Annotated in this window: 17 protein-coding genes and 1 pseudogene; 11 read left to right on the forward strand and 7 right to left on the reverse strand. The window is 69.5% G+C overall.

The features are described from left to right. The first annotated feature begins 366 nt into the window (after nucleotides 1-366). Entirely contained in the window at nucleotides 367-1,545 is a 1,179-nt protein-coding gene (locus tag STSP_RS31495) for a M14 family zinc carboxypeptidase (RefSeq protein ID WP_067284421.1), read from the forward strand. Nucleotides 1,546-1,784: 239 nt separating this feature from the next. Here STSP_RS31495 and STSP_RS37760 read toward each other — a convergent pair. The 6 genes and pseudogenes from STSP_RS37760 to STSP_RS31520 form a co-directional block, all read right to left on the reverse strand. Continuing rightward, nucleotides 1,785-2,191, reverse strand: a pseudogene (locus tag STSP_RS37760) (alpha-N-arabinofuranosidase); the annotation flags it as partial. Between the two features lie 308 nt (nucleotides 2,192-2,499). Then, the gene (locus STSP_RS31500) at nucleotides 2,500-5,541 is read right to left on the reverse strand and encodes a glycoside hydrolase family 2 TIM barrel-domain containing protein (RefSeq protein WP_078067655.1); all 3,042 of its coding nucleotides are present in this window, start codon (nucleotides 5,539-5,541) and stop codon (nucleotides 2,500-2,502) included. Nucleotides 5,542-5,607: 66 nt separating this feature from the next. Continuing rightward, nucleotides 5,608-9,045, reverse strand: a complete 3,438-nt coding sequence (locus tag STSP_RS31505) for a putative Ig domain-containing protein (RefSeq protein ID WP_067284422.1) — start codon at nucleotides 9,043-9,045, stop codon at nucleotides 5,608-5,610. Between the two features lie 189 nt (nucleotides 9,046-9,234). Further along, a complete protein-coding gene (locus STSP_RS31510; protein ID WP_067284423.1) occupies nucleotides 9,235-10,194 on the reverse strand; it encodes a carbohydrate ABC transporter permease in 960 nt (319 codons plus the stop codon). Continuing rightward, nucleotides 10,191-11,129 carry a carbohydrate ABC transporter permease gene (locus STSP_RS31515; RefSeq protein WP_232789864.1) on the reverse strand — a complete coding sequence of 313 codons (939 nt, stop codon included), beginning with the start codon at nucleotides 11,127-11,129 and terminating at the stop codon, nucleotides 10,191-10,193. The genes STSP_RS31510 and STSP_RS31515 overlap by 4 nt, the downstream gene beginning before the upstream one ends. 10 nt (nucleotides 11,130-11,139) lie before the next feature. Beyond that, a complete protein-coding gene (locus STSP_RS31520) occupies nucleotides 11,140-12,465 on the reverse strand; it encodes an ABC transporter substrate-binding protein (RefSeq protein ID WP_067284424.1) in 1,326 nt (441 codons plus the stop codon). Nucleotides 12,466-12,762: 297 nt separating this feature from the next. Between STSP_RS31520 and STSP_RS31525 the strand changes: the two genes are divergently transcribed. The 9 genes from STSP_RS31525 to STSP_RS31570 all read left to right on the forward strand — a co-directional run bounded on the left by STSP_RS31525 (nucleotide 12,763) and on the right by STSP_RS31570 (nucleotide 24,573). Then, the gene (locus STSP_RS31525; protein WP_232789865.1) at nucleotides 12,763-13,860 is read left to right on the forward strand and encodes a LacI family DNA-binding transcriptional regulator; all 1,098 of its coding nucleotides are present in this window, start codon (nucleotides 12,763-12,765) and stop codon (nucleotides 13,858-13,860) included. A gap of 108 nt (nucleotides 13,861-13,968) precedes the next feature. Further along, entirely contained in the window at nucleotides 13,969-14,982 is a 1,014-nt protein-coding gene (locus STSP_RS31530) for a hydroxyacid dehydrogenase (RefSeq protein ID WP_067284426.1), read from the forward strand. A gap of 629 nt (nucleotides 14,983-15,611) precedes the next feature. Continuing rightward, nucleotides 15,612-16,625 (forward strand): LacI family DNA-binding transcriptional regulator, encoded by a 1,014-nt coding sequence (locus STSP_RS31535; RefSeq protein WP_067284427.1) that lies wholly within the window; start codon nucleotides 15,612-15,614, stop codon nucleotides 16,623-16,625. A 123-nt stretch (nucleotides 16,626-16,748) separates the two neighbouring features. Then, complete coding sequence (locus tag STSP_RS31540; RefSeq protein ID WP_067284428.1) at nucleotides 16,749-18,140, forward strand: glycoside hydrolase family 172 protein; 1,392 nt, start codon at nucleotides 16,749-16,751, stop codon at nucleotides 18,138-18,140. 56 nt (nucleotides 18,141-18,196) lie between these two features. Further along, the gene (locus STSP_RS31545) at nucleotides 18,197-19,633 is read left to right on the forward strand and encodes a glycoside hydrolase family 32 protein (protein ID WP_067284429.1); all 1,437 of its coding nucleotides are present in this window, start codon (nucleotides 18,197-18,199) and stop codon (nucleotides 19,631-19,633) included. A 254-nt stretch (nucleotides 19,634-19,887) separates the two neighbouring features. Further along, nucleotides 19,888-21,297: an ABC transporter substrate-binding protein gene (locus STSP_RS31555; protein ID WP_067284431.1), complete on the forward strand. Its 1,410-nt coding sequence runs from the start codon at nucleotides 19,888-19,890 to the stop codon at nucleotides 21,295-21,297. A 1-nt stretch (nucleotide 21,298) separates the two neighbouring features. Further along, nucleotides 21,299-22,240, forward strand: a complete 942-nt coding sequence (locus tag STSP_RS31560) for a carbohydrate ABC transporter permease (protein WP_067284432.1) — start codon at nucleotides 21,299-21,301, stop codon at nucleotides 22,238-22,240. After that, nucleotides 22,224-23,114, forward strand: a complete 891-nt coding sequence (locus STSP_RS31565) for a carbohydrate ABC transporter permease (protein WP_067284433.1) — start codon at nucleotides 22,224-22,226, stop codon at nucleotides 23,112-23,114. Before STSP_RS31560 ends, STSP_RS31565 begins: the two co-directional genes overlap by 17 nt. A 64-nt stretch (nucleotides 23,115-23,178) precedes the next feature. Then, on the forward strand, nucleotides 23,179-24,573 hold the full coding sequence (locus STSP_RS31570) for a glycoside hydrolase family 172 protein (protein ID WP_067284434.1): 1,395 nt from the start codon (nucleotides 23,179-23,181) through the stop codon (nucleotides 24,571-24,573). A 200-nt stretch (nucleotides 24,574-24,773) separates the two neighbouring features. Here STSP_RS31570 and STSP_RS31575 read toward each other — a convergent pair whose 3' ends face one another. Continuing rightward, on the reverse strand, nucleotides 24,774-25,559 hold the full coding sequence (locus STSP_RS31575) for a VOC family protein (protein WP_067284435.1): 786 nt from the start codon (nucleotides 25,557-25,559) through the stop codon (nucleotides 24,774-24,776). 525 nt (nucleotides 25,560-26,084) lie between these two features. Here STSP_RS31575 and STSP_RS40585 point away from each other — a divergent pair. Continuing rightward, nucleotides 26,085-26,522: a hypothetical protein gene (locus tag STSP_RS40585; protein WP_232789866.1), complete on the forward strand. Its 438-nt coding sequence runs from the start codon at nucleotides 26,085-26,087 to the stop codon at nucleotides 26,520-26,522. Nucleotides 26,523-26,570: the final 48 nt, after the last annotated feature.

Consider the following 26,570-nt stretch of genomic DNA (forward strand, 5'->3'; position numbering starts at 1 on the left):
CCGGTGGTGCCGATCGAGCAGGGGCCGTCCGCCTGCCGCCGCCGAGGGTGACGACGGGCGGCCGCGCGCACGCGGAGCGCTGGAGTAGCAGGGGCAGCAGCTGGACCGCGGGCGCGGGCTGAGGCCCATGGCGCGCGAGCCTATGATCATCATCAACGCGCGTCAACGGCACGGTGTGACAGGCGTGTTACTCATGGAGCGGGACCCGGTGAACTGCCCGTGTGCGGACCGGCGAGAGCGCCGGACTCCGTGGTGAGGGCGGTATGCGGTTCTGCAACAGCGCTGTTCACAGGTGCTCCTCGGGCATCTAGGGTGACGCAGGCGCCACCCCTGGGAAGTTCTGAGCGACACCTGAGGAGTAGTGAATTGTCTGCACGCAGATGGATCTCCGCGCTGGCGAGTACGGTTCTGACCGCCGGACTCGGTACCGCGGCCGTCACCGCGACCGCCACCAGCGCGGCCGCGATCCCGCCCGAGTCCCACTGCGGCACCGAAGCCTCGGGCTCCGGCAGCAACGGGTTCGTGAACCACGATCAACTGACGTCTGCACTGCAGCAGTTGGAGACCAGCACCGGCGGCACCGTCGACGTCGACGTCGCCGGGTACTCCAACCAGGGCCGCGAGATCCACATCGCGCGCGTCGGCGAGGGCGACAAGATCGTGTTCGTGCAGACGCAGATCCACGGCAACGAGATGCACGGCACCGAGGCCGCCCTCGAACTGCTCAAGCGGTGGGGCTCCGACAGCCCGGCCGCGCGCGAGCTGCGCGAGAACGTCACCGTGGTCGTCATCCCCCGTCTGAACGTCGACGGCGGCGAGCTCGACCAGCGGCAGAACGCGATGACGTGGGACGACGTCGTCGCCGACTTCCCGCAGCTCGAGGGCGTGGCCCCGGCGTGGAACTACAACACGCGCGTCGGCGGCTTCGACGTCAACCGCGACTTCAACCCCGACCTGGACTACGTCCCCGCCCCGGAGGACTTCCCCGGCACCAGCGCGGACACCGGTTGGTACATCGCCCCCGAGGCGCAGACCTCCCGGGACGTCTACAAGGCGCTCGAGGAGGAGTTCGGCACCGTCGACTACTTCGTGGACCTCCACAACCAGTGGTCCTGCTACGCCACCGACGACCTGGAGAACATGTCTCCCCTGTCGATATCGGCGAAGTTCATCGACAACCCCGCCGAGTTCGGTGACTGGCCTAAATTTGACATGAATGCATCAAAACGGGCGAATGTGGCCGTCTACCAGGCCCTGCAGGGGCGGGGCGAGTCCGGCTTCGGTGACCTGACCCTGTACCCGCAGGACACCAACCTGCCGGGTACCGCGCTGGGTTCCTACCAGCTGCGCGGCTCCGCTGCCGTCCTGTTCGAGACCTCCTCCCAGACCCAGTACGACGGCATGAAGCGCAACGGCATGCTCACCCAGCAGATCGAGACCGGCCTCGGCGGCCTCGTGAACGCCGTCGCGGACGGGTCGATCGACGCCCTTGACGAGAGCGTGTACGACACCATCCCGCAGCGGGTCTACCTGCCGGCCGACTGAGCACTGTCCATCGTGAAGTTGCAGGTCGCGGGTCTGGTGTGCGCGGGGTTCGGGATGCTCGGGCTGGTCGCCGGCCGGTGTCCACGGCGAAGATCGTCTGACCTGTCGGCCGGAGGCGTTGTCGGGTTCTGCTGCGTCGGCTGCCGTGCCGCTCTTAGAGGAGCTCCGCACATCAAGGGCCACAGAGGCAGACCCCGCCACAGGCCACAGCAGCTGTTCGCCGACCGAGGATGCGACTACGACAAATACGGCTCGGCGTGGGGGCCGGTCTTCTTCAGGAAAGCGATGTACTCGGACAGGCCGAATCGGTTGGTCTCGGTCGACCGCCAGGCGAGGTCGAGGCGGCGTGGGCGCGACTCCACCGGGCCGACCGAGTCCTCCCACTTGTAGCCGGAGACGAAGTGCCGCCGGGGTAACGGATCGTGGTGACGCCGAGCTCGCGGATCAGCTCCAGTACGTCCGCGCGGATGCCCGCCTCGTCGGCCGAGGGGTGGCCCGGCTCGAAGATTCCGGTGTAGACGCAGCGGCCGAGGTGTTCGACGAAGGAGCCGAAGAGGCGGGAGTCGACCTCGCCGACGGTGAAGGCGGGGTCGAGGGTGAAGCGGGCCGGGCGGCTGGGAACAGCCTCGGCAGTACGGCTGCTCATGGGGTTCCTTTCCACAGAGCTGCTTGATCGTGGGCCAGCCGTCGCGCATCGGTGTGCCCGTGCTGTCGGCGTACGGGCCCGTCACGGACGTGGACCTGCCGACTCTGATCTTGCAGGTGGAGTTCACCCCCGGCGCAGGGGTGCGTCGTAGGAGGCGAACAGCTAGGAGTAGGGGCTGTGCTGGACCATGTACGCGTCCTCGCGTACGAGGGCTTCCCCGGGAGCCATCCGGCGGTACGCGCCGCGGCCGGCGCGGATGCTGGTCTCCCCGGAGGGCGGGTCCCGAACGAGTGGGGCAGCCCGGTTGATCAGTTCCTTACGGCTGACGCCCGTCCCCCTTCCGCATCGCCGGTGCGGAGACGCACGGTGAGGGTCGCCGAGTGGGGGTGAAGACGGTGCTGCGGAAGGGCGTCCGGGCCGCAGGAGGCACTGCCGAGCCCGTGGTGGGCCAGGTCGAGGGTGAGCCAGAGGGTGCCGTCCAGGACGAGATCGCCGGCGTGCCGTGCCGCGTCCATGGCCTCGGCCGTCCAGGGCCGCAGGGACAGGTCGAGGCTGGTGGGGGCGGAGAGGTGCAGCACCTGGCCGTCGGCCCAGCGGATCTCCGCTTCGCGTACGCCGCTGCGGTTGCCGTTCTCCTGGGGCCGCACGTACGGGGTCTGCAGTTCCTCCACGGTGGCGTGGAACCTGCCGAGGCGGGCGGCCCACCTGCTGTCGCGGTAGGACTCGCCGGGCCCGTACCCGTACCAGTCGAGGCTCGCCGCGCCGCCCGGCAGACCGAGCCGGATCCCGAGTTTCGGCAGGGTGGCCGACCGCTGCGGCCCGGCTCCATGGCGCGGATCCCCGAGGCCGGTGTCGAGCTGGCCGACCGGGGTGAGGTCCAGCTTCAGCTCCAGGGCATCGGAGTCGTACGCGGTCCACGTCCAGCGTCCCTGTATGCCTCCGTCCTGACCGGCGGCCCGGCTGACGGTGTCGACGACCAGCCGCTCGCCGTCGACGGCGCAGCCGACGGTGCGGTGCACGAGCCGGTGCAGGCCCAGTTCTCTCCACACCCGTGCCTGTCCGTTGCCGCCGCGGTCGTTGTCCGTGGGGGCTCGCCACAGGTCGAGTCGGGGGCTGACCAGTGCCAGGTCGCCGAGCTGGACGAGTGCACCGAGGGCGTTGAAGGTCGCCTCGCCCAGTGTCCATCCTCCTGTCGTGCGCTGCGGGCGCAGGGCGACCGACCCGCGGCGCGGTTCCTCGGGCGTCGTAAGGATCAGCTGCGTGAAGGCGATCTCGTGTCCGGCCGGGACCCCGCCGTAGTCCTTGGCCAGTACGGCGCGCACCGTCAGGACCTGCTCGCCGTCGGCCTGCGGGGCTGTTGTGACGGTTTCGTCGAGGACCACCTCATGGCTCGCGCGGGCCGGGACCGGTGGCATGTCCAGGACGCCGTCCGCCAGTGGGACGCCGTCGGCTTCCAGGCGCCAGTCGAAGGCGAGGACGGAGGTGTCGAGGAAGTCGAAGCCGTTGCGGATCCGCAGTATCAGCCGGTTCGACGCGTGCTCCAGTCGCATGCGCACGGGGGCGATGACGGCCTTGTACTCGACGAGGCCGGGCGAGGGCGTGCGGTCGGGGAAGACCAGTCCGTCCGCGATGAAGTTGCCGTCGTGGACCACCTCGCCGAAGTCGCCCCCGTAGGCGTAGAAGGGCCGGCCGGCGTTCGGGCCCTCGGTGGTCTTCTGGAGGATGCCGTGGTCGATCCACTCCCACACGAAGCCGCCGTGCAGCCGGGGATACCGGTCGAACACCTCCTCGTACTCGGACAGGCCGCCCGGGCCGTTGCCCATCGCGTGCGCGTACTCGCAGAGGATGAACGGCAGCCGTCGGCGGTGCGAGTCGACCCCGGCGTCGGCGGTGCGGGGCTCGGCGTGCATCCCGATGAGGGCGACCTCGTCGGGGCTCGCGTACATCCTGCTGTACACGTCCACGTAGGGGCTGTCGTAGTCGCCCTCGTAGTGGATGAGGCGGTCCGGGTCGCGGCGGCGGGTCCACTCGGCCATCGCCCGGAGGTTGTCACCCTCGCCGGCTTCGTTGCCCAGCGACCACATGACGACACTGGGATGGTTCTTGTCGCGTTCGACCATCCGCTGGACCCGGTCCAGGAAGGCGTCGCGCCAGCGGTCGTCGGCGGAGGGGTTGTTCTTCCAGCCGAGCGGGCCGAAGCCGTGCGTCTCCAGGTCGCATTCGTCGATCACCCACAGGCCGTACTCGTCGCACAGGTCGAGGAACCGGGAGTCGGGCGGGTAGTGGCTGGTACGGACCGCGTTGATGTTGTGCTTCTTCATCAGCACAACGTCGGCACGCATGGTCTCCAGATCGAGGGTGCGGCCGGTCTCCGGGTGCCATTCGTGCCGGTTGACGCCCCGGAAGCGGATGGGCGAGCCGTTGACGGTGATGGTCCCGTCGACGATCCGGACGGTGCGGAATCCGACGGTGAGGGTGAGCGTCTCCCCCTCGGACCGGAGCGTGGCCGCGTACAGCCGGGGCGTCTCGGCCGTCCAGGGCTCGACGTGCGCGATCCTGTGCGGCTCGCCCGCGGGCAGGTCGGTGATGCCGAGCTCGGGAATGTCCACCACGGCGGGAACGTCGCACTCGACGACGAGCAGGCCCTCGCCCGTGCGGTGGTCGAAGTCCGCGTGCACGAAATGGTCGCCAATCGCCCCTGCGGGCCGCTCGATCAGGTGGACGGAGCGGAAGATGCCGGAGAGCCACCACATGTCCTGGTCCTCGAGGTAGCTCCCGGCGGAGAACTGGTGGACCCGGACGGCCAGCACGTTGCGGCCCGCCCGAAGCGCCTCGGTGGCGTCGAACTCAGCGGGCAGCCGGCTGCCGGTCGCCCAGCCAAGTTCCGTGCCGTTCAGCCAGACTGTGAAGTGTGAGTCCACCCCCTCGAACCGCAGCACCCATCGTGCACCGGGAGCAACGGAGTCGAGAACGAACTCCCGGCGGTACTCGCCGGTGGGGTTGTCCTCCGGCGGGTGCGGCGGATCCACCGGGAAGGGGTAGACCACGTTGGTGTAGGCGGGCAGACCGAAGCGACCCCGGCCCGCGTCCAGGAGGTCTCCGTTCTCGTCACGCAGGCCTTCCATCTGCCACATGCCGGGAACACGCACGTGGTCCCACACCGAGTCGTCGAACCCTGACTCCTGGAAGCCTTCGGTCATCTCGCGCACCGACGGACTGAGCCGGAAACGCCAGCCACCGTCCAGATCGATCGTCCGGACGTCGCTGCGGGCGCTCGCCCGTGGGGTCAGACGGCCCTCGCCCGGGCTGAACGAGACAAGCCGCCTGCTCGTCGGGGTGTGCGGGGTCATGGAACGCCCTCCGTAGCGGGGTCGCAGGGGTTGGGGTGAGGGTATGCGCGTGTGCGAGCCTTCGAATCACGTGTCGTGCTTGATGTCGCCGTAGAGTTCCACCTCGGAGAGGTTGCCGTACCAGCTCGTGGCGTTGTAGATCCGCAGGTACCGGTAGTGGTCTGCGCCCGAGGTGGGCTGATCGCTCCAGGCGTTTGCGACGGCCCCGGTGAGTGGCTTGGTGAGGTCGGTCCAGGTCTGGCCGTCGTTCGACCCCCGCACGACCGTGCCGTTGGCCCGCTGTGGGTGGCTGGCCCGCGGCAGCATCAGAACCAGCTCGGGCCGCACGGCGGCGTCCGCGCCGAAGTCGATGTCGTAGTACGCGCCTGGTCCGGTGTTCAGGTCGCCGTATGTGCCGGGGTCGCCGTCGAAGAGCAGATAGCCGACCTCGTCGGCGCCCAGTCCGTTGCCCGGATACTGCTTGTCGGAGGCGGTGACGGTGGCCAGCCCGGCCACGTCGATGAAGCGTGCGGGGTCCACGATGTAGAGCTTCGATCCGTCGGTGGTGCCGTAGAAGGTCGGTCCGGCCTTGCCGTCGGAGCTGGTGTAGTCGACCGTGAGGGTGACCGAGCCGGCCTCGACGTCGTCGAGGGCGACCGAGGCGTTCCAGTTGACGCCGTCGTCCGAAGTGGCCGCGGCCGATGTGCCCATCACGTCGACGGTGAGAGAGTCGAGCGGCTCCTTCGCGGTGACGGAGACGTCGACGGTGTCGCCCATCGCGATCCTGCCCGCGACGGCCTGGTCGGAGGTGATCGAGGTCGCCTTGATCAGGTTGCCGATCTCGTGGCGTTCGCCGTAGATGTGGAACTCGGTCATCTCGAACACGCCCCGCACGATCCCGTAGAGGACGTCCGGCTGCTGTTCGAGCATCTGGACCTTGATGTATCGGAACTGCTTGTCCTGGAGGTCCTCGGCGACGTCCAGGGTGTTGAAGTCCTGGGTGAACTTCGTGACCCCCGGGGTGAGCCGGGTCCAGTTGGTGCCGTCGTTGGAGCCGAACACCGTCGAGTTGGCGAGGCGGTCGGCGAAGATGTTGCTCTGGAATCCGAACTTCGTGGCCGAGACTCTGAAGTCGGGGCCGAAGTCGAAGGTGTGCGACATGTTGACGGCCTGGGGGTAGACGGTGCCGGTCTGTTGGTCGCCGTCGACCATGTTGACGATGCGGTCCCCGGTGGTGGAGGAGGCGACGAGCCCCGGGTAGTCGAGGCTGCCGTCCAGATCGGTCTTCGGCGAGAGCAGGCGCAGTCCGTCGACGGCCGCGACGAGGTCGGCCAGCGCTGCCAGGTATTCGGCGTCGGAGCCGTGCTTGCGCAGATCCCGGGCGGTGTCGTCGGCGTCGGTGTAGGCGGCCTCGGCCGCGGACTCGTACATGGCCTTGGGGTCGTATCCGTCCTCGGCAAGCGCCAAGGCGCCCTTGCGGTCGTCGGCGGCGGCCAGGGTGACGTGGCGGGCGGCGGCGTTGGTGCCGTCGTCGGCGGAGACGGTGATCCTCCAGGAGCCGGCCTCGGCCGGAGTCCAGGTCAGGGTGCCGGTGTCCGGGTCGAGTTCGGCGCCGTCGGGGAGCCCGGTCGCGGCGTAGGTCGTGCCCTCGGCCGCGGTCGCGGCGAGGTCGACGGTGACGTCGGCGCCGGCCCAGCCGACGATCCGGTCGGCCGCGTCCTCGGGGAAGACCGGCCCGGTGAGCTCGGCTTCGGCGTTGATGTTGATGTGGTCGATGTCGACGGTGGCGCCTTCGGTCTCGATGAACAGGATGTCGTCCATGGGTCCGTCGACCGTGACATAGCGCCATTCGCCGCCGGTGTCCGGCACGGTCATGGGGTATTCGCGTTCCATGCTGTGGCCGTGTCTGGCGGTGCGCAGGTGTATCGCTGCCTCGCCTTCGGTGCGGACGAGGAAGCCGAGCTGCGGGCGGTTGGCCTGGCCGCTGAGGTAGGCGATCTTCGCGCCGTCGGCCATGCGCACGTAGCCGTCGCCGGTCTCGACGTCCCCGGCCAGGTGCGTGTAGCGTTCCTCGACCTCGTAGACATTGGGGTTGTCGCCCAGCGGCGGGGTCGACTCCCCGGCCGCCTCGGCAGGCGCGAACAGCCACGAGTCACCGCCGCCGTCACCGCCGTCCCAGGAGATGTTCACCGTTCCGCCGCGGTGGTACAGCGGGCCGGGGCGTTTGGCGTAGGCCTCGGCGAAGTAGGGGGCCATCGCCTCGACGTCCTTGCCGAGCGTGAACTTGTAGTAGTAGTAGATCTCCCAGAAGCTCGCGGTCGCGTATCGGCCGCGGTAGCCGTCGGCGATGTGGTTGTAGGTGTCGCGGATCGTGCCGTCCGGCGAGATCGCGTAGCCGACCGGCGTCCACTCGGGGTCGTAGCCGAGCATGAACTGCCAGAAGTAGTCGGCGGCATCCAGGATGCGGTTGTCCAGGAACTCGTACGGCCCCACCGCGTCCTCGGCGGTCGAGACCGTGCCGTCGACCGGGTCCACCTTGGTGTCCTGGGCGAGGAGCATGCGGGACAGAACCGCGAAGTTCGTGAGATTGCCGCCCGCGTGCGCCTGATCGCGGCCCATCTCGACCAGCTGCACGTGTGGGTCGTCGATCGGCTCGCCGGTCTTGTCATTCCTGTCGACCCAGCGGGCCAGCCGCGCGATGGAACCGTTGAAACCCTCGTCCTTGGCGGTCGAGTTGACGGTGAACCACTCGACCTTCTCCTCGTACAGGGCAGTGTCGTCCATGAAGATCGCCCCGGCCATGGAGCCCATCAGCGGGTAGTTGTGCTGGTTCATGAAATGGTCCGGAGAGGACATGAACGTCTCGATGGCCGGCACGATGAGGTTCTCAGTCAGGGCCTGGGTGTCGGCCTCGGTCCACGGGTAGGCCTCGTCCTCGCCGCAGCTCGTGTAGCGCAGCAGCTCGGCGGCGGAGACCATGCGGAAGAGCGGGACGCCGGTGTATATGTGCGAGTCAGTGTGGTACTCGTACTTGGCGGGGTCCATCTGCGCCCAGATGCGGAGGATGTCCTGGGCATTCTTGCGGTGGACCTCCTTCCCGGTGAGCCCGTACATGACCGCCTGTGTGTAGGCCTTCAGGCCGTCGGCGACGAAACGCCCTCTCACGCCCGCGTTGAACGCGTCGGAGGCAGGCTTGGTCGGGTCGGTCCCGGCATTGGACGATCTCACGTTCTCGCCGGCCGCGGCGGACCGCTTCATGGCCTCGAACCCGGAGGTCCACGGCTCAGCGCCCGCGGTGATCTGCTGGCGCGCGTTATGCAGGATCGGCTCGGTCAGGCCGACGCCGGGGTGGGTGAAGCCCTGATCGCTGACGGTGGACTGGAACGTCACGTCGCACGTGCCGAGATCCTGCGCGGGGGCTGGCCGGGCTGCCGCGAAGAGGAGTCCGGTGACGAGCAGGAGCACTGCGGCGAACGCGCCGAATCGTCGGCCGTGGCCGCCTGCGGCGGCAACAGTCTGATCCACAGAAGGCACCTTCTTCGTTGAATGGACGATTCAAGTACGTGTGGGGATGACGTGATGCGGCAACCGCGGTGTGGGCTTGAGGTTTTGAGCGCCACCACCAGGCCGAGTTGCCGGAGGCCGCGGATGTTCGTCAGGCCTACGAGGGGCATGCGGGGTGAGGGCGGACGCCCGCCCGGCGGGCGTCCGCGGTCACTTCAGGCTGCCGAGGCTCACGCCCGTGCGCCAGAAGCGCTGCATCGAGATCATCAGCACCACCATCGGGATGAGCGAGATGATCGAGCCGACCACGACCATGCCGGTGAGGTCGACGGACTGGTCGGTCTTTACCTTCAGCCAGGAGTAGAGGCCGAGCATGACGGTCCACTTCTCGCTGCTGCGCAGGAAGACCAGGGGGCCGAAGAAGGAGTTCCACATCCCGACGAATCCGAGGAGGAAGATGGTGGCCGCCCCTGTGGACATCAGGCGGGCGCCGATCTGGAAGAAGATGCGGTACTCGCCGGCGCCGTCGATGCGGGCCGCTTCCAGTAGCTCGTGGGGAATGGCCCCCTCGGCGTACACCTTGGCGAGGTAGACCGAGAAGGCGTTGAAGAAGCTGGGGACGATGATCGCGGTCGCCGTGTCGACGATGCGCAGGTCGGTGTAGAGCAGGAAGGAGGGAATGGTGAGCAGGGCGCCGGGCACGAGGAAGGAGCCGACGATGCAGCCCATCAGGAAGCCGCGTCCCCGGAAGCTGTACATCGCCAGGCCGTATCCGCAGGCGACGGAGATCAGTGTCATGCCCGCCGTGCCGACGAAGCCGTAGAAGAGTGTGTTCCACATCCACGTCACGAAGATCCCGTCCTGGTAGGTGAAGAGATCTTCGAGGTTCTGCATGAGGTTGAATTCGGCGAACCACAGGCCGTTGGAGGTGTAGAGGTCCCGCTGCGACTTGGTCGCGGAAACGATCAGCCACCAGACGGGGGCCAGGGAGTAGAGGGTGAACAGGGCCAGGCCCGTGATGATCAGGGCCCGGGTCCGCCGGGTGGTCCGGACTCCGTCCGTCGCCGTCCCGCGCGCGGTACGGCGACGGATCGGGGTTTTCGCCGGCGGCCTGGTCGATGGTGTGGTCGGCTCCGGCGGGGTGGCCTTCGCGTGGGTGGCGGTGGTCATGAGGTGGGCGCCTTGTTCGTGAGCCGGTAGAAGAGGGCCGAGACGGTTCCCACCACGAGGGCCAGGATGATCGACAGGGCGGAGGCGTAGTTGATCTCGCCCTGTGCGAAGGCCCAGTCGTAGATGGCCATGATCGGCGTGAAGTCGCGGGTGACCGTCTCCGGGGTCATCGAGCGGAACAGCACGGGGTCGCTGAAGATCTGGAGCGTTCCGATGATGGCCAGCATCGTGGTGAGCACCAGGGTGCGGCGGACCATGGGAATCTTGATCGACCACGCGACGCGCCATTCCGACGCACCGTCGACGTACGCGCTGTCGTAGATCTCGCGGGGAACGGACCGCAGCGAGGCGTAGATGATCAGCATGTTGAAGCCGATCGCGTTCCACGCCATGAGATTCCCGATCGAGACCCAGATCATCTCGCCGCTGTAGAAGTTGGCGTCGATGCCGACGGTGTCGAACATCGGCGTGAGCGGGCCGACGTCCGGGCTGTAGACGTAGACCCAGATCAGCGTGGCGACGATGCCTGGAATCATGTATGGAACGAGCAGCGGCAGCCGGAAAAGGTTGGCGGCGCGCTGCGTGGCGGAGTCGAGCAGCAGCGCCAGGAGCACGCTGAGGATCTGGATCGCGGGAATGCAGACCAGCGCGAACAGCGACACCCGCAGCATCGACGCCCAGAAACGGTCGTCCTCGAATCCCTCGATGAAGTTGTCGAGGCCGACGAACTCCACCGTCTCCTCGCCGAAGCCGAGGCCCGAGCTCTGCTCCCGGTAGAAGCTCTCCCGCAGCGCCATCACCAGGGGAACAACGGTGAAGACGACGAATCCGAGGAAGAACGGCAGGGTGAACGACGCGCCCTTGAGCGCCACCAGCCGGTGCCAGCGCGGCAACCGGCTGGTGGGCAGCTTTCGCTGATCGACGGAAACGGCCACGGTTTGAGCCTCAGCTTCCGACGACGTCGATGTTCTTGGAGCGCAGATCCTTCACCGTGAAGTCCTGCATCCGCTCCAGCAGCTCCACCATGGTGATCTCGCCCTTGACGGCCTTGGCCCACTGGTCCTGCAGCTCGGCGAAGACGCCGGTGTAGTTGGGCCCGACCACCCACGGGTCCCGGCCGGACTCGACCGCCTTCATGATCACGTCACGGGCCTCGCCGCGGCGCTCGCCGAAGAGGCGTTCGGGGACGGCGGAGTCGACCCACGGGGACGGGTCGGGCACGGCGCCCGGCCAGGCGTACGCGCCGGTCTTCGGGTCGAGCGTGGCGTTGATCGCGTCCTTGTTCGTGGCCTTCCAGACGGAGACCTCGACCGCCTCCTTCACGTGCTGGCAGCCCTTGGGCACGAGCTCGGCGCCACCGTGCGCCTGCGTGACGAATTCCTCGGCGTCCGAGAACTGCGGCAGGTCGATGGGCTGCCAGTCGCCGGTCGAGTGCCGGAAGTCGATCTCGTATTTGGTCAGCTGCCAGGTCGAGGTCGGCAGGGAGACCATCCGGCCCGAGTCGAAGTAGTCGATCAGCGCTGGCCGGTCGAGGTAGGTCTGGTGGGCGACCAGGTCCTTGTCGATGAGCTGCTGCACGATGTCGGCGGCCTTGCGGGACTGCTCGGAGAGGAAGTCGACGCGCCAGGCGTCGCCCTCGATCTCGTACCAGGAGCCGCCGGCCTGCTGCACCAGGTTGACGAGGGTGGACGGGTCCTCGCCGGCGAGGTTCATGACGTAGACGCCGTGCGGGCGCAGCTTCTCGCCCGCCGCTATGAGCTCGTCCCAGGTGGTGGGGACCTCGATGTCGTACTTGTCGTACACGGCGCGGTTGATGATCATGAAGTTGGGGTTAAAGCCGGAGGGCACGCCGTAGTAGCGGTCGCCGACCTTGGCGCCGCTCAGCGCCGCCTCGTTGAAGAGGCCGTCGTCGAGGTAGGGCTGGAGCGCGTCGGTGACGTCGGTCAGCAGGCCCTCGGAGGTGAGGGCGGGCACCTCGCCGACGCTCTGCACCAGGCAGGGGACGTCCTTGCCGGAGGCGACGGCGTTGCGGAGGTTGGCGGCGGCACCGGGGAGGTCTACCTGCTTCACGAGCCTCAGCTGGATGTCGTCGTGGGTGGCGTTGAACTTGTCGACGATCGGCTTCATGGTGCGTTCCTCGTTCCAGGACCACATGTCGATGACGACCGGGCCGTCGGCCTGGTCGCCCTCGGCGCCGCCACTGCACGCCGTCGACAGCAGGGACAGCGTGACGGCGACCGCGGACGACAGCGCAATTCTCGCGAGTTGCATAGGACACTCCGGGATGGTGATGGGCCGTTAGGCGGGGCGCTGCTGCTATGGCTTAGTTATCGTTTTCTATCGCCTGCGCCTGGTCGAGCAACGTAGGCGCGGGGGTGGATCGCGTCAACCGTCTGGACAAAGGTTTTCAATCCTCGCCAACCGCTCGCGCGACTCGTTCCATGACCGGCAGGACGAGCGGCACAGCCCGCTGACCGTCCCCGTCCGGCAATGGCCCCGAGCGGACGGCACGTCCCTCCTCCCCCTATGCCGGACGTACCGTCCGCCCACCCCATTACACTGGGACCCGTGACAAACGATTTCCCCGAGGGGGCGGACAGCAAGCGCCGTGGGCGCGCCACGTTGAAGGACGTCGCCCATCGGGCCGGGGTCTCGGTGCCGACCGTCTCCCGCGTCATCGCCGGCAACTATCCGGTCGCGCTGAGCACCAAGCGACGGGTGGAGAAGGCGCTGCGCGAGCTGGACTACGTCGCCAACACCCACGCCCGCGCGCTGCGCGGGCACGGCGCGGGGACCGTGGCGCTCGTCCTTCAGGACGTGCGGGGCGAGGCGTTCGCGCAGTTCGCGCACGGCATCGAGGAGGAGGCGTCCCGCCGGGGCCGGCTCTGCCTGCTGTGCGTCAGCGGCGGCGACCCCGACCGGGAGCTGCAGGCCGTGCACCTCATGCGCCAGCAGGGCGCCGAGGCCGTCATCGTCATCGGCGGCGTCGTGGACGACGAGGCGTACCGGCGGCGGATGTCGGAGATCGCGCGCTCCCTGGACCAGGCAGGCTCCCGGCTGGTGCTGTGCGGCCGCCCGCCGCTGGGCGAGGGCGTGCCCGTGACGGTCGTGGAGTACGACAACGAAGGCGGCGCGTACGCCGTCACCAGCCGTCTGCTGGCGGCCGGCCACCGCCGCATCCTGCTGTTCGGCGGCGACGTCGCGCACACCACCAGCGCCCAGCGCTTCGCCGGCTACCGCAGGGCGCTGACCGACTACGGCGTCCCGTACGAGAAGGACCTGGTCGTCAAGGCCGCCTTCGACCGCGGCGACGCGTACCTGCGGATGCGGGAACGGCTCGCCGCCGCGCGCGACTTCACCAGTGTCTTCGCCCTCACCGACGTCGTCGCGGCCGGCGCGCTGCGGGCCCTGACCGAGGCCGGCCTTCAGGTGCCGGGGGACGTCTCGCTCGTCGGGTACGACGACGTGCCGCCGGCCACGGACCTCAGGCCGCTGCTGACCACCGTGCACGTGCCGTACGAGGACATGGGCCGCACCGCGGTCCGGCTCGCGCTCGACCACCGTGGCGACAGCGGCCGGGTCGCGGGCGAGGGCCACGTGCTGCTCGGCACCCACGTGGTGGTCCGCGACTCTGTCGCGCCCCCGCCGCCGGCCGGCACGGCCTGAGCTCCGGGCTCGCTCCGCCCGGGCCCGCCCGGGGCACGGTTGACCCGGGCGAGGCACGCGCTTACTTTAGAGAACGATTTCTACATGATCGGAAGGGACCTCCGCCCTATGCCTGAGCGACCCTCGGTGTTGTTCGCCCTCGAGTCCCGTCACATCCCCCTGCTCTTCCCGCCGGAGGTCATGGCGCGGCTCACCGCCCTCGCCGACGTCGATCCGGGCACCGTCGTCGACCTGCGGCATCCGGCCGCCGTCGCCGCCCGGCGGCTGCTGGCCGACACGGAGGTGCTGATCACCGGCTGGGGCTGCCCGGCGCTCACCGTGGACGTCCTCGACGCCGCGCCCAAGCTGCGCGCGGTGCTCCACACCGGTGGCTCCGTCAAGCACCTGCTGCCGCCGGAGGGCTGGGAGCGGGGCGTGCTGGTCTCCTCCGCCGCCGCCGCGAACGCGCTGCCGGTGGCGGAGTACACGCTCGGCATGATCCTGCTGGCCGGCAAGGGCGTGTTCGAGCTGCGCGAGCGCCTGCGGGCCGAGCGCGGCTTCGTCCTGGGCGAGATCCACCCGCACATCGGGAACGTCGGCCGCCGCGTCGGCCTCGTCGGTGCCTCCAAGATCGGCCGGCGGGTGATCGAGTTGCTGCGCCCGTTCGACTTCGAGGTGCTGCTCCACGACCCGTACGTGGACCGGGCCGAGGCGGCGCGGCTGGGCGTGCGGCAGGTCCCTCTGGAGACGCTGCTCGCGACCAGCGACATCGTCAGCGTCCACGCCCCCGCCACCTCCGCGACCCACCACCTGATCGACCGCGCCGGGTTGGCGTCGATGCGCGACGGCGCGGTCCTGGTCAACACCGCGCGCGGCAGCCTCATCGACCACGACGCGCTCGCCGCCGAGCTCGTCTCCGGGCGGCTGTCGGCCGTCCTGGACGTCACCGAACCTGAGCCGCTGCCCGCCTCCTCACCTCTGTACGAGCTGCCGAACGTGCTGCTCACCCCGCACATCGCCGGCTCCCACGGCAACGAGCTGCGCCGCCTGGGACTGATCGCCGTCGAGGAGCTGGAACGGCTGCTGGCGGGGCACGCCCTGCGGCACCGGGTCGACCACGGCGACCTCCACCGCGTTGCCTGACCGGACCCGGGGTCGGCGGCGCGGCGCAGGCGGCGCTGGACCCGGTGACCGGCGCGCAGTCGGCGGCCAGCGGGCGGGGGCCACCACACGCCGGGCACGGCGGTGGAAGCGGAGCGTGCGGCGATGCGTCGGACACGGTCGTCCTCCCGGCTGACGGCTGACGGCTGACGGCTGACGGCTGACGGCTGACGGCGGCTCGGTCCTTTGCGCCCTTCACGGCCAGCAGTTCCTCGACCGTCAGCGAGGGGCGAAGTGGCGGGTAGAGCGGCAGGTCGGGCTCCGGCGTGCTCACGGTGCGGACCTCCCTGCCGGGTGCTAACTGCTGCCATCATGATGCGGCGACCGCGAGGCACGGTGCCGCCATTCCGCGCTTGGCTTACGGGAGGCCGGAGCGGCGTACGCCAGCGCCTCGCCTGACGCTGCGAATTAACTCCCTCCGACAGATGCGTTGACACCCGCTCGGGCTCGCAGCAGGATGAGCGCAAACGTTTCGCGCAAACGTTTTACATACAGCTATCGCCCAGCCCTGCCGCCCGCGGACTTCAGGGCGCGGCTCCTCCCCGGGGCGCACTGGGTGTACAGGCGTACGGAGAGCACGCGTCCAGCGAGCAGCAGGAGGTGTCCGGTCGATGGCGACCATCGTCGACGTGGCGGAACGGGCCGGGGTGTCCATCTCGACCGTGTCGCACGTCGTGAACGGGACCCGCAAGGTGGCCGAGAAGACACGCGAACGCGTCATGAAGGCCATCGAGGAGACCGGATATCGGCAAGACACCCTGGCGCGCTCGCTGCGCCGTTCGCGTACCGACTCGATCGGGCTGGTGGTCTCGGACGCCGGGCAGCCGGCTTTCGCCGAGATGGTGCGCGGCGTCGAGAGCGAGGCGACCAAGGCGGGCTACGTCCTGCTGCTGGCCAACTCCGGTGAGAACCCCGAGCAAGAGGCCCGCGTGCTGCAGGTGCTGGCGGCCCGGCGCGTCGACGGCCTGATCATCGCGCCGGTGGCCGACTCCACCGGGGCGGAGGTCGACGCGATCCGCGCCGGCGGCACTCCGGTGGTCCTGATGGACCGGCTCGGGCGGGGTGAGGGCGGCGACTGGGTGGGGGTGGAGAACACCGGTCTGATGCGGGAGCTGGTCGCGCACATGGCCGGCCACGGGTACCGCCGCATCGCGCTCGCCTCCGGCGACCCGCGCGTCTCCACGATCGGCGAGCGCGAGCGCGGCTACCGCGAGGCGATGGCGGCCGCAGGCCTTCCCGTGCCGACCGGCCACGTACTGCGGGGCGCGGGCCTCGCCGCCGACACCGAGCAGGCCGCACTGCGCCTGCTCTCCGGGCCCGACCGGCCCGAGGCGGTGGTGTGCGCGAGCACCGAGACCGCCGTCGGTGTCCTGGCCGCCGCCCGGCAGTCGGGGCTGTCCATCCCTCACGACCTCAAGCTCGCGGTATTCGACGAGTTCCCGCATGCCGACCTCTTCGAGCCTCGCCTCACCGCCGTACGCCAGCCCGCCCAGGAGATCGGCGCCCGCGCCATGAGCCTGCTCCAGTCGCGCATCGAGGCGGAGAGGAGCACGGCGAAGGCGGTGACGATCCGGCTCAAACCGAAGATCGCCTACCGCACCTCGTGCGGCTGTCCGGCCGTGTAACGGGCCGGCAGACCGCCGAACATACCACCGCACCTCGAAGGCGCCGGGGCCGGTCCACCGTGGCCGGGATTCGGTGAGAGCACCTGACGACGAGCACGTACGACCGAAAGGCCCAGTTCAGTGATGAGCTTGCTCGACCACCTGACCCGGCCCGTGAAGGCCCGTACCGTCCGTGTCTCCAGCTGGGACCAGCGCGGGCGCAACCAGGACTACTGGACGACGCCCGCGCACTCCTCCCGCGTCCTCGCCGACATCGAGGGGCCGGGCCGCATCACCCACATCTGGATGACCCAGTTCTGCCGCCGCGCCCTCGGGCCCGGCCTGATCGACCCGCTGGAGGCGGACACCGTCGCCCCGGTGATGGAGATCCACAATGCGCTGGGCGTGAACTGGGAGGAGCCGGACCCGGACTACTACCGCAAGGTACTCATCAGGATCACCTGGGACAACGAGGAGGAACCCGCGGTCCTCGTGCCGCTCGGAGACTTCTTCGGCGTCGGCCACTGCATGCCGAACAGCTACCAGTCGGCGCTGTTCACCGTGTCCGCCAAGCCCGAGGAGTCCCTCGTCTTCGGCGGCAGCGCGGCCCTCAACTGCTGGGCGCCGATGCCTTTCAACAAGCGGGCCCGGATCGAGATCGTCAACGACAACGACCTGCCGCTGCAGCAGTACTTCTACGTCGACTACGAGCTGTACGCCGAGGACCTCCCCGAGGACACCCTGTACTTCCACGCCCGCTGGAACCGCAGCAACCCGTGCAACGGCTGGGCTCCCGACCTGCAGACCAACAGCCCCGAGGTCAACATCGCGGACCTGACCGGCGAGGACAACTACGTCGTACTGGACGTGGAGGGCAGGGGCCACTACGTCGGCTGCAACCTCTCCGTCCACCACCGGCAGGGCAGTTGGTGGGGCGAGGGCAACGACATGATCTGGATCGACGACGACTTCCGCCCAGACGGCACCACCGTCTTCCCGCCCTCCCTGCACGGCACCGGCACCGAGGACTACTTCAACCACGCCTGGGGGATGCAGAAGAACGCCTACCTGTACCACGGCGCGATCGTCCACGAGGGCGACGTCCCTGGCTACGCCGTCAACTACCGGCAGCACGTGGTCGATCCGATCCGCTTCGAGAAGCGCATCAAGGTGTCCATCGAGCACGGCCACGGCAACCACCTGTCCGACGACTGGGCGTCCACCGCGTACTGGTACCAGACCCTGCCGTCGCCCAAGGCGTCGATCCTGCCGCTGGAGGACCGCCTGCCCACCCGGCCCGCCGCGCTCCCGCAGCCGGCCCCCTCGCCCCGCCACGGCGCGGTCGCCGAGGAGATCGCCGAGATGCGCAGGAGGCACGACGAGCGCTGGCGGCGCTGGCAGGAGCACCTGGCCGAGCGCACCCGGCAGCGCGGCGAGCGCTCCCTGAAGGAGTCCCAGGGCAACATCGACCACTCCGCCGACCTGCGCCGCCGCTACGACGCGCAGACCGGCCGCACACGAAGCGCCGACGTCTGACCCACCCTCGACTCTCAGCCGTCACCTCCCAACTCGCCCAAGAAAGGCACAAGGACGTGTCCACGGCATCCGAGCGGGACCCCCACTTCCCCGCACTGCACCTGCGCCCGCCCACGGGCTGGGTCAACGACCCCAACGGCCTGGTCCTCCACGACGGCAAGTACCACGTCTTCTTCCAGTACAACCCGCACAGCGCCCGCCACGCGGACATGCACTGGGGCCACTTCGCCTCGCCCGACCTGCTCCACTGGGAACTGCTGCCGATCGCGCTCGCCCCGACCGAGGGCGGCGAGGACGCCGAAGGCGTCTGGTCGGGCAACGCCGTCTCCCGCGACGGCACCCTGACGGCCTTCTACTCGGCCAAACGCCCGGGCCGCTGGTACCAGCCCATCGCCTCCGCCACCTCCACCGACGGCGTGCACTTCACCAAGCACGAGGGCCTCCTCATCCCCGAACCCGCGCCCGGCCTGCGGATGTTCCGCGACCCGTACGTCTGGCGCGACCAGAGCGACGGCCGCTGGCGGATGCTGGTCGGCGCGGCGCTGGAGGACGGGCGGGGCGCCGCCGTCCACTACGCGTCCGCCGGCCCCGACGACCTCACGGACTGGACGTACCAGGGCGTCTTCTTCGCCCACGCGCCGGCTCCGCTGCCCGGCGGAGCGAACACCGAAGAGGGCTGGGAGTGCGCGCAGTACGCGCCCTTCGGCGGCGGGCGCGGAGCCGTCCTGGTCTCCGCCTGGGATCCGGAGACCGGCGCGCAGTGCACCGCCGCGTGGCCCGGCCGCGAGACGCCGGACGGCGGCTTCACCTCCGACACCCCTCAACGACTGGATCACGGCCCGGACTTCTACGCCCCGGCGCTGCTGCCCGTTCCGGACGGCCGCCTGCTGATGTGGGCGTGGATCTGGGAGGCGCGCGACGAGCCGTATGTGGGCGCGCCGGGCGAGTGGACCGACCAGGCCGGCTGGGCCGGAATGCTGTCGCTGCCGCGCGAGCTGACCCTCGGCGACGACGGCACGCTGCGCCAGCGGCCCGCCCGCGAGCTGGACAAGCTGCGCACCGGAGACCGCTGCCTGCACGCCCACGGCCAAGGCCCGGCCGGGCTCGGCACCGTGTCGCCGGCCGCCGACCTGGAGGTACGCCTCGCAGGCGACGCCGGACTGCGACTCGTCACCGACGCCCAGGGCCACGAGTACCTGTCGTTGCACCGCGATCCGGCCACGGGAGACGTGGTCGTGGACCGCAGCCGTGCCTCCCTCGACGCACGCGCCAAGAGAGGGGCGTGGCGGCTCCCGGCAGGGGAGGGCGAGGCTCAGCTGCGCGTTCTCCTTGACCACTCCGTCGCCGAAGTCTTCACCGCCGAGGGCCAGGCACTCACCCTGCGCTTCTACCCGGTGGGCCGCGCCGCGTGGCGGCTGGAGACCACCGGGCAGGGCTCTTACGCGGTGGCCGCCTGGGATCTGACGGTCCCCGCCGGAGCTGAGCGGCGGTGACTGCCCTTGTCATCGGGGAGGTGACCGCACCGCCCACGCTTCCCTGACGACGAGCACGGCCTCGCACGGCTGCTCCGCAAGGCCGTCATCGCCGGTGCTCTGGCCGGCGCCCAACCCCCCACCCCAGAAGAGCTGGACCGCGCCCCCAGCGGCGCCGCCCACGCCCCTAGTCCGCGCGACGACGCACTGGACAATCACACACGGCCGGCTTCGCCCCGCGCGGGCGGTGCGGCCGTGGGGAGGTGGAACCCGATATGACCGACACCCGATCCGGCGGAGGCCGGCCCCTAGGCCGCCGCTCCCTACTCAGGTCCGGCGGCTTCCTCGCCGGCGCCGCGACCCTCACCCCTGCTCTCACCGCCTGCGCCGGCGGCGCCTCCGCATCTCCCGGCGCACCCCTCGACTTCTGGCAGTGGTACGCGCCGCAGTCCGGCGGCGGCTACGCCGTCAGCAAGCAGAACGACTGGTTCGCCAAGCTCGTGAAGGACTGGCGCAAGGAGAGCGGCGCCCAGCTGGACCTGACCTACATCCCGGTCTCCCAGTACACCGAGGGCACCCAGCTGCAAGCCGCCTTCTCCGCGGGCCAGGCCCCGGACCTGTTCATCATCAGCCCGGGCGACTTCCTCCGCTACCACAACGGAGGCGTGCTCTACGACCTCACCGATGAACTCGGCCTGGCCGCTGACGACTTCTACGCCTCGGCCCTAGCCACCCGCACCGTGGACGGCCGCATCTACGCCCTGCCGATGGAGAACGAGCCGCAGTGCGTCTTCTACGACCACGACGCCTTCGAGAAGGCGGGCCTGTCCGAAGGCGACCTGCCCACCACCTGGGACCAACTGCTCGCGGTCGGTGACAAGCTGCGCACCCGTACCCGCTACGGGTTCATCCTGCCCACCGACCCCACCGTCTACCAGGTGTTCTGCTGGTACCCGTACCTGTGGCAGGCGGGCGGCGACATCGTGGACGGCACCTCCTCCGCCTTCGACTCGGCCGCCTGCGTCAAGGCCCTCGGCCTGTGGCGCGAGCTCGTGCAGTCCGGCGTCACGCCGCGCACCACCCAGGGCGGCGGAGGGGGCGACCTGGTCGCCAACCTCGCCGCCGGCTACGGCGCCATGCAGCAGATGACCATCCCCGGCAGCATGTTCCTCGACGAGGGCGCCAAGGGCTTCCGCTACGGCATGTTCCCGCTGCCCGCGCCCGACCGCGCCGCCAAACCCCTTACGTGCATGGGGGGTTGGGCGATCTGCGTCAACAAGAAGAGCCCGCGGGCCAGGGAGGCCGCGAGGTTCGCGGTGTGGGCCGTCGCCGGCGAGGAGAGCCGCGACCGCATGGTCGACTGGGCGTTCGACGCCAAGGTCACCCTGCCCGCCCGCCGCTCCGTCATGGAGGAGGCCGTCGAGCGAGGGCTCCTCAAGAGCGACAAGGTCATGCAGTTCGCCGCCTCCGACGTCCTCGGACTGCCGAAGGACGACCCCGGCAGCTCCACCACTCCGCTCGGCCGCGGCGAGCCCCGCTTCCCGCCGGAGGTCGCCAAGGCCGTCATGGACGCCCTGCAGGCGGTGATGCTCTCCGGCACCGACCCGCGCACGGCCGCCCAGCGCGCCAGCAAGCAGATCGACTCCGCCCTCACCGGCTACGACGGCGCTTCGATGGGATCCTGACATGGCAGCCACCACACCCCGCGCGACCACCGCGCACACCACATCGGCCCGCACCCGCGCCGGCCGCGAGGAACGCGCCGGCTGGCTCTTCGTCACCCCTGCCACCCTCGGCATCGGCCTGTTCGTGCTGCTGCCGATGGCCCTCTCCCTCGTCTTCGGCCTCACGGACGCCGACGGCTTCGGCAACCTGTCCTTCACCGGCCTCGACAACTACGCCCGAGCCCTGTCCGACCCGCTGTTCTGGACCAGCCTGCGCACCACGGTCCTGTACGTCGTCGTCTTCGTGCCCGGCGTCTACGTCCTGGCGCTCGTCATGGCCCTGCTGGTCAACGGCAAGCTGCCGGCCCGCGCGTTCTTCCGCACCGCGTTCTTCGCCCCGTACGCCGTCAGCCTCGTGGTCGTCGGCCTGGTGTGGAAGTACATCCTCGCCGACTCCACCGGCATCCTCGTCCAGGCCCTCGGCTGGATCGGCGTCGACAGCCCGCCGTCCTTCCTCGGTGACCCGAACTGGGCGCTGTGGTGCGTGAGCTTCATCAGCATCTGGTTCTTCGTCGGTTTCTACATGGTCATCCTGCTGGGCGGGCTGCAGGAGATCCCCGGCGAGATCCTCGAAGCGGCCCGTATCGACGGCGCGGGTCCCTGGCGCGTCCTGTGGAGCGTCATCCTCCCCATGCTCAAGCCGATCACGTTCTTCGTCCTGGTCCTCGCCTCCATCGCCGGGCTCGCCGGCCTCCAGGCGTTCGACCTGATCTACGTGATGACCCAGGGCGGACCCGCCAACTCCACGTCCATGGGCGTCTTCTACGTCTACCAGCAGGCGTTCAAGTTCAACAACGTCGGCTACGCCTCGGCCATGGCCACCCTGTACGCGCTCGCGCTGCTGGCCATGACGGGCGTCGCCTTCCGCATCACCCGAGGAGGCCGCTTTGACCACGACCGCTGACACGGCCCCGGTGCGCGTCACCGGCCGCCCCTCCGCCGTCCGCGCCCGGCCCGCCACCCGCACGTGGGACGCCGGCACCTGGGTGCGCCTGGTCCTCGCCTGCCTGCTCGCCTTCGTCCAGCTCTTCCCGCTGCTGTGGATGCTCTCCAGCGCCTTCAAGAGCGCCGAGGACACCAGGGACGCCGCACTCATCCCCGAACACCCCACCTTCGACAACGTCGTGCAGGTCTTCACCCGCATCCCGTACGCCACGTACCTGTGGAACTCCCTGCTCACCTCGGTCCTGGTGACCGTGCTCCTGGTGTTCTTCGGCTCCATGGCCGCCTATGCGCTCGCCCGCCTCAGGTTCCGCGGCCGCGCGGCTCTGTTCGGCGTCGTCTTCTCCACGCTGATGGTGGCGATGCCGGTGATCCTGGTGCCGCTGTTCATGGTGGTCGCCAGGCTCGGGCTGGTGAACACGTACGCCGGCCTGATCCTGCCGGTCGCGTTCACCGCGTTCCCGATCTTCCTGATGCGGCAGTTCTACCTCCGCTTCCCGCGCGAACTGGAAGAGGCCGCCGACCTGGACGGCTGCGGCCATCTGCGCCGCTTCCTCCTGGTCGTACTCCCGCTGAGCAAGACCATGCTGGCCGCCCTCGGTGTGACCACCTTCCTGTCCACCTGGAACAGCTTCCTGTGGCCGCTCACCGTCGCCAAGGACTCCGACCTGTGGGTCGTGCAGGTCGGCATGTCCCAGTTCCAGAACCAGTACGGCGGTGACTGGTCGCTCATCATGGCGGCCTCACTGATCGCCGCCGTCCCGACGCTGCTCCTCTTCCTCCTCCTCCAGCGCCAGATCGTCGAGTCGGTCCAGGCGTCCGGCCTCAAGGGCTGATCCTCCCGCCCGCACCGCGATGCCCGCACCGCGATGACCGCACTGCGAAAGGAAAGCGCCACCCATGTCCGTCCCCTCCTTCGCGCTCGGCGGCGACCTCCTCGGCCGCGCCGCCCAGCGCCGCCGCTCCCGCTCCGCCCGAGTCGCCAGCTGGGACCACACCGGCCTGAACGAGGACGCCTTCGTCGTCATGCCGGGCGAGACCACCACCCTCGCCGACCTCGAAGGCCCCGGCGCCATCACCCACCTCTGGTTCGTGCAGGGCTGCCGGATCATCCTCGGACCCGGCCTGTTCGACGCCCGTCAAGCGGGCACCGCCATGGTCGAGTTCAACAACGCCCTCGGCTACAGCTGGGAGGTCAACGACCCGGACTACTACCGCAAGGTCCTCATCAAGATGTACTGGGACGACCAGGAGCACCCTTCCGTGATCGCCCCGCTCGGCGACTTCTTCGGCGTCGGCAACTCCCTGCCCGCCACCTTCCAGTCGCTCCCCTTCACCGTCTCAGTCAAGGACGACTCGGAGAGGAAGTACGGCGGCCCCGCCGCCTTCAACTGCTTCCTGCCGATGCCGTTCAACCGCCGCGCCCGCATCGAGGTCGAGAACCAGGGCGAGCACCCGTACGTCCAGTACTTCTACGTCGACTACGAGCTGTACGCCGAAGACCTCCCGGACGACACCCTCTACTTCCACGCCCAGTGGCGCCGCAGCAACCCCTGTGCCGGCTGGGGCCCCGACCTGCAGGTCAACAGCCTGGAGACGCAGGTCCCCAACCTCGACGGCAAGGACAACTACCTCATCCTCGACACCGAAGGCGCCGGCAACTACATCGGCTGCATCCAGACCGTGAACCACTTCACGGAGACCTGGTGGGGCGAGGGTGACGACATGATCTGGATCGACGAGGACTTCAACCCCGACGGCACGACGGCCTGGCCGCCCTCCATGCACGGCACCGGCGGCGAGGACTACTTCAGCCATGGCTGGGGCATGCAGAAGATCAACTTCCCGTTCCAGGGGACGATTATCCACGAGGAGGACGTCCCGGGCCTCCAGGTCCACTACCGCTTCCACCTCGCCGACCCCGTCCGCTTCAACGAGCGCATCCGCGTCACCATGGAGCACGGCCACGCCAACCACCTGGCCGACGACTGGTCCACCACCGCGTACTGGTACCAGACCCTCCCGGCCCCCCGCTTCGGCATCCTCCCCGTCGAGCAGCGCCTGCCGCGCCGCGCCAAGGGACCGTCCTACGAGGACCTGCCGGCCGTCGACCGCACCAGCCTCGACCCTCTCCGGCAGAAGATGTACGAGCAACGCGACGCTCGCATGGCGGAGTTCACGGGCCAGCGCGACGAGTGGTTCGAGCGGCGCGCCGCGGAGTCCCGGGCGCGCACCGAGAAGAACAAGGAGCTCGCCGCAGAGGTGCGAGCCAAGTTCCTCAAGGGCCGCGGCTGAGCCGCCGACCGGGTGCGGGCCGGCCCCGTCGGCTGCGACCTGAACCCCAGGTGGCCGTCTGCCTCACCTGCCGGTGATCGCGGAGAGTCAGGCCGTGTCCTCCGGGCCCGGCGCACCGTTGCCGGGCCCGGGCAGCCGGCGCACCTCGCCCGTACCCAGAGCGATCGTGAGCCGTGGCCGCATCGGCCCGTCGTCGTCGCCTACCCTTGCCGCGGGTTCGGCTTGAGCACCGCGAAGACCGCACCCGAGGTGTCCGCCAGCCACGCGATACGGCCGACCTCCGGTACGTCCTCCGCCGGCATCAGGGCCGAGCCGCCGTTCTCCTCCGTCTTCCGGACGGTCTCGTCGGCGTCTGCGACGGCGAAGTACGGCACCCAGCTCGCCCCGTGGCCGCCCTCCTGGAGGGCGGCCACTCCGCCGAAGGACGTGTCCTTCTGGTCCCCGTGCTTGAGGCTGAGTACCCGGTACGTCATCCCGGGTGCCTGCATCTCCTGCGAGCGCCAGCCGAAGAGGCCGTGGTAGAAGCCGATCCCGGCCTCCGGGTCGGGTACGTGGAGCTCCACCCACACCAGAGTGTCGTCCTCGGACGCCTTCTCCAGCCCTCCTTGCGCCGTGCCCGGCTGCAACACCGCGAAGTGGGCCCCCTGCTGGTCGGTGAGCTGGGCCATCCAGCCCTCGCCCATGACCTGCATGGGCGCCACCCGCACCGTGCCGCCGCCCTGCTCGACGGCCTTGACCGTGGCCTGGACGTCATCGGTCCGGAAGTACACCGTCCAGGCGCTGCTCGCGCCCTCCTCCGTGAGCGGGCCCAGTGCGGCGACGGTCTTGCCGTCCTTCTGGAAGAACCCGTACCCGCCGGCCTCGGGCCCGGGAGAGACGAACTGCCAGCCGAAGACGCCGCCGTAGAAGGCGGCCGCCCCGGCGGTGTCCGGACTGCCGAGATCGATCCAGCAGGGTGATCCATGGGTGAAATCCGTGCCGAGCATGCGCGCCCTCCAACGGCTCTGCGGGACCACCGCTCCGCAGCCCCGTGACCCCGCCACGATGCCGACGTCCGCCCGCTCACCCCCCGCACCCCGGAGCGGCGGGCCGCCGAATTCACACTCCGGAGTGACGCTTCGTCAAGCGCGGAGGGCAGGCCGCTGCCGGATTGGCACCGCGAGGAGCACGCCGCGCACTCCTGCTGCTGACCACATCTGGCTGCTCACCACATCTGTCTGCCGACCATGCCTATGGTGCGGATCCGGTGGCACGCCGGATCCGCACCGCCCAGCCGAATTCGCGGTCGCTTGCGGGTAGCGGCCTGGTAGTGGCTTCGTGAAGGTCGGGCGATGATTCTGAATTCGTATCGCGGAAATTGCGTGAACTTCCCGGATGCGATACGCGGTCCTCGGGGGTCAACGGGACGGCGCCGGACGAATCAGCCGTAATGGAGGCCGAATTCACATGGCTTGTTTTGACCGCCGCGTGTCAGGTAGGGAAGTGCCGTGAACAATTATCGCCATGACCCCATGAGTGCACAGTCGGCGCAGTCGGCCCACGATCCTTACGGAAACGACGGGAACTACGGAAATTATCCCGGCCATCAAGGTGGCCATCCGGGCGGCCAGGCCGGCTACGCCCCCTCGAACCCGCCCCCGAGCAGCGTCCCGCCCCGTCCGCGCCGGGAAGGCGAGAGCCGGGACCGCACGGCGCTCGTCATCCACACGATCGGCGACATCGCCGCCGGTTTCCTCGGCCTGTGGATCTTGCTCTATCTGCTGGACGCCAACCAGTCCAACGGCTTCGTGGAGTTCGTCCGTGGTGTGGCCGACTGGCTGGCCGGCTGGTCGCAGGACATCTTCACCATGGACACCGAGGGCCTTCGCGTCCTGCTCAACTACGGCCTGCCGGCGCTGGTCTACCTGGGGGTGGGCCACGGCGTCGCGGCCTGGGTGCGCCGCCTCTGAGCCGGGGCTGCTGCACCAACCGTGACGCAGACGCACATGCACTCCGGT

Source organism: Streptomyces jeddahensis, from assembly GCF_001642995.1.
GTDB lineage: Bacteria > Actinomycetota > Actinomycetes > Streptomycetales > Streptomycetaceae > Streptomyces > Streptomyces jeddahensis.

What these genes read in the sequence shown, in the direction of transcription:
- STSP_RS31500 (WP_078067655.1), bottom strand. Translation starts at nt 5,541, where the DNA reads ATGACCCCGCACACCCCGACGAGCAGGCGGCTTGTCTCGTTCAGCCCG.
- STSP_RS31510 (WP_067284423.1), bottom strand. Translation starts at nt 10,194, where the DNA reads ATGACCACCGCCACCCACGCGAAGGCCACCCCGCCGGAGCCGACCACA.
- STSP_RS31520 (WP_067284424.1), bottom strand. Translation starts at nt 12,465, where the DNA reads ATGCAACTCGCGAGAATTGCGCTGTCGTCCGCGGTCGCCGTCACGCTG.
- STSP_RS31530 (WP_067284426.1), top strand. Translation starts at nt 13,969, where the DNA reads ATGCCTGAGCGACCCTCGGTGTTGTTCGCCCTCGAGTCCCGTCACATC.
- STSP_RS31535 (WP_067284427.1), top strand. Translation starts at nt 15,612, where the DNA reads ATGGCGACCATCGTCGACGTGGCGGAACGGGCCGGGGTGTCCATCTCG.
- STSP_RS31540 (WP_067284428.1), top strand. Translation starts at nt 16,749, where the DNA reads ATGAGCTTGCTCGACCACCTGACCCGGCCCGTGAAGGCCCGTACCGTC.
- STSP_RS31555 (WP_067284431.1), top strand. Translation starts at nt 19,888, where the DNA reads ATGACCGACACCCGATCCGGCGGAGGCCGGCCCCTAGGCCGCCGCTCC.
- STSP_RS31560 (WP_067284432.1), top strand. Translation starts at nt 21,299, where the DNA reads ATGGCAGCCACCACACCCCGCGCGACCACCGCGCACACCACATCGGCC.
- STSP_RS31570 (WP_067284434.1), top strand. Translation starts at nt 23,179, where the DNA reads ATGTCCGTCCCCTCCTTCGCGCTCGGCGGCGACCTCCTCGGCCGCGCC.
- STSP_RS31575 (WP_067284435.1), bottom strand. Translation starts at nt 25,559, where the DNA reads ATGCTCGGCACGGATTTCACCCATGGATCACCCTGCTGGATCGATCTC.
- STSP_RS40585 (WP_232789866.1), top strand. Translation starts at nt 26,085, where the DNA reads ATGAGTGCACAGTCGGCGCAGTCGGCCCACGATCCTTACGGAAACGAC.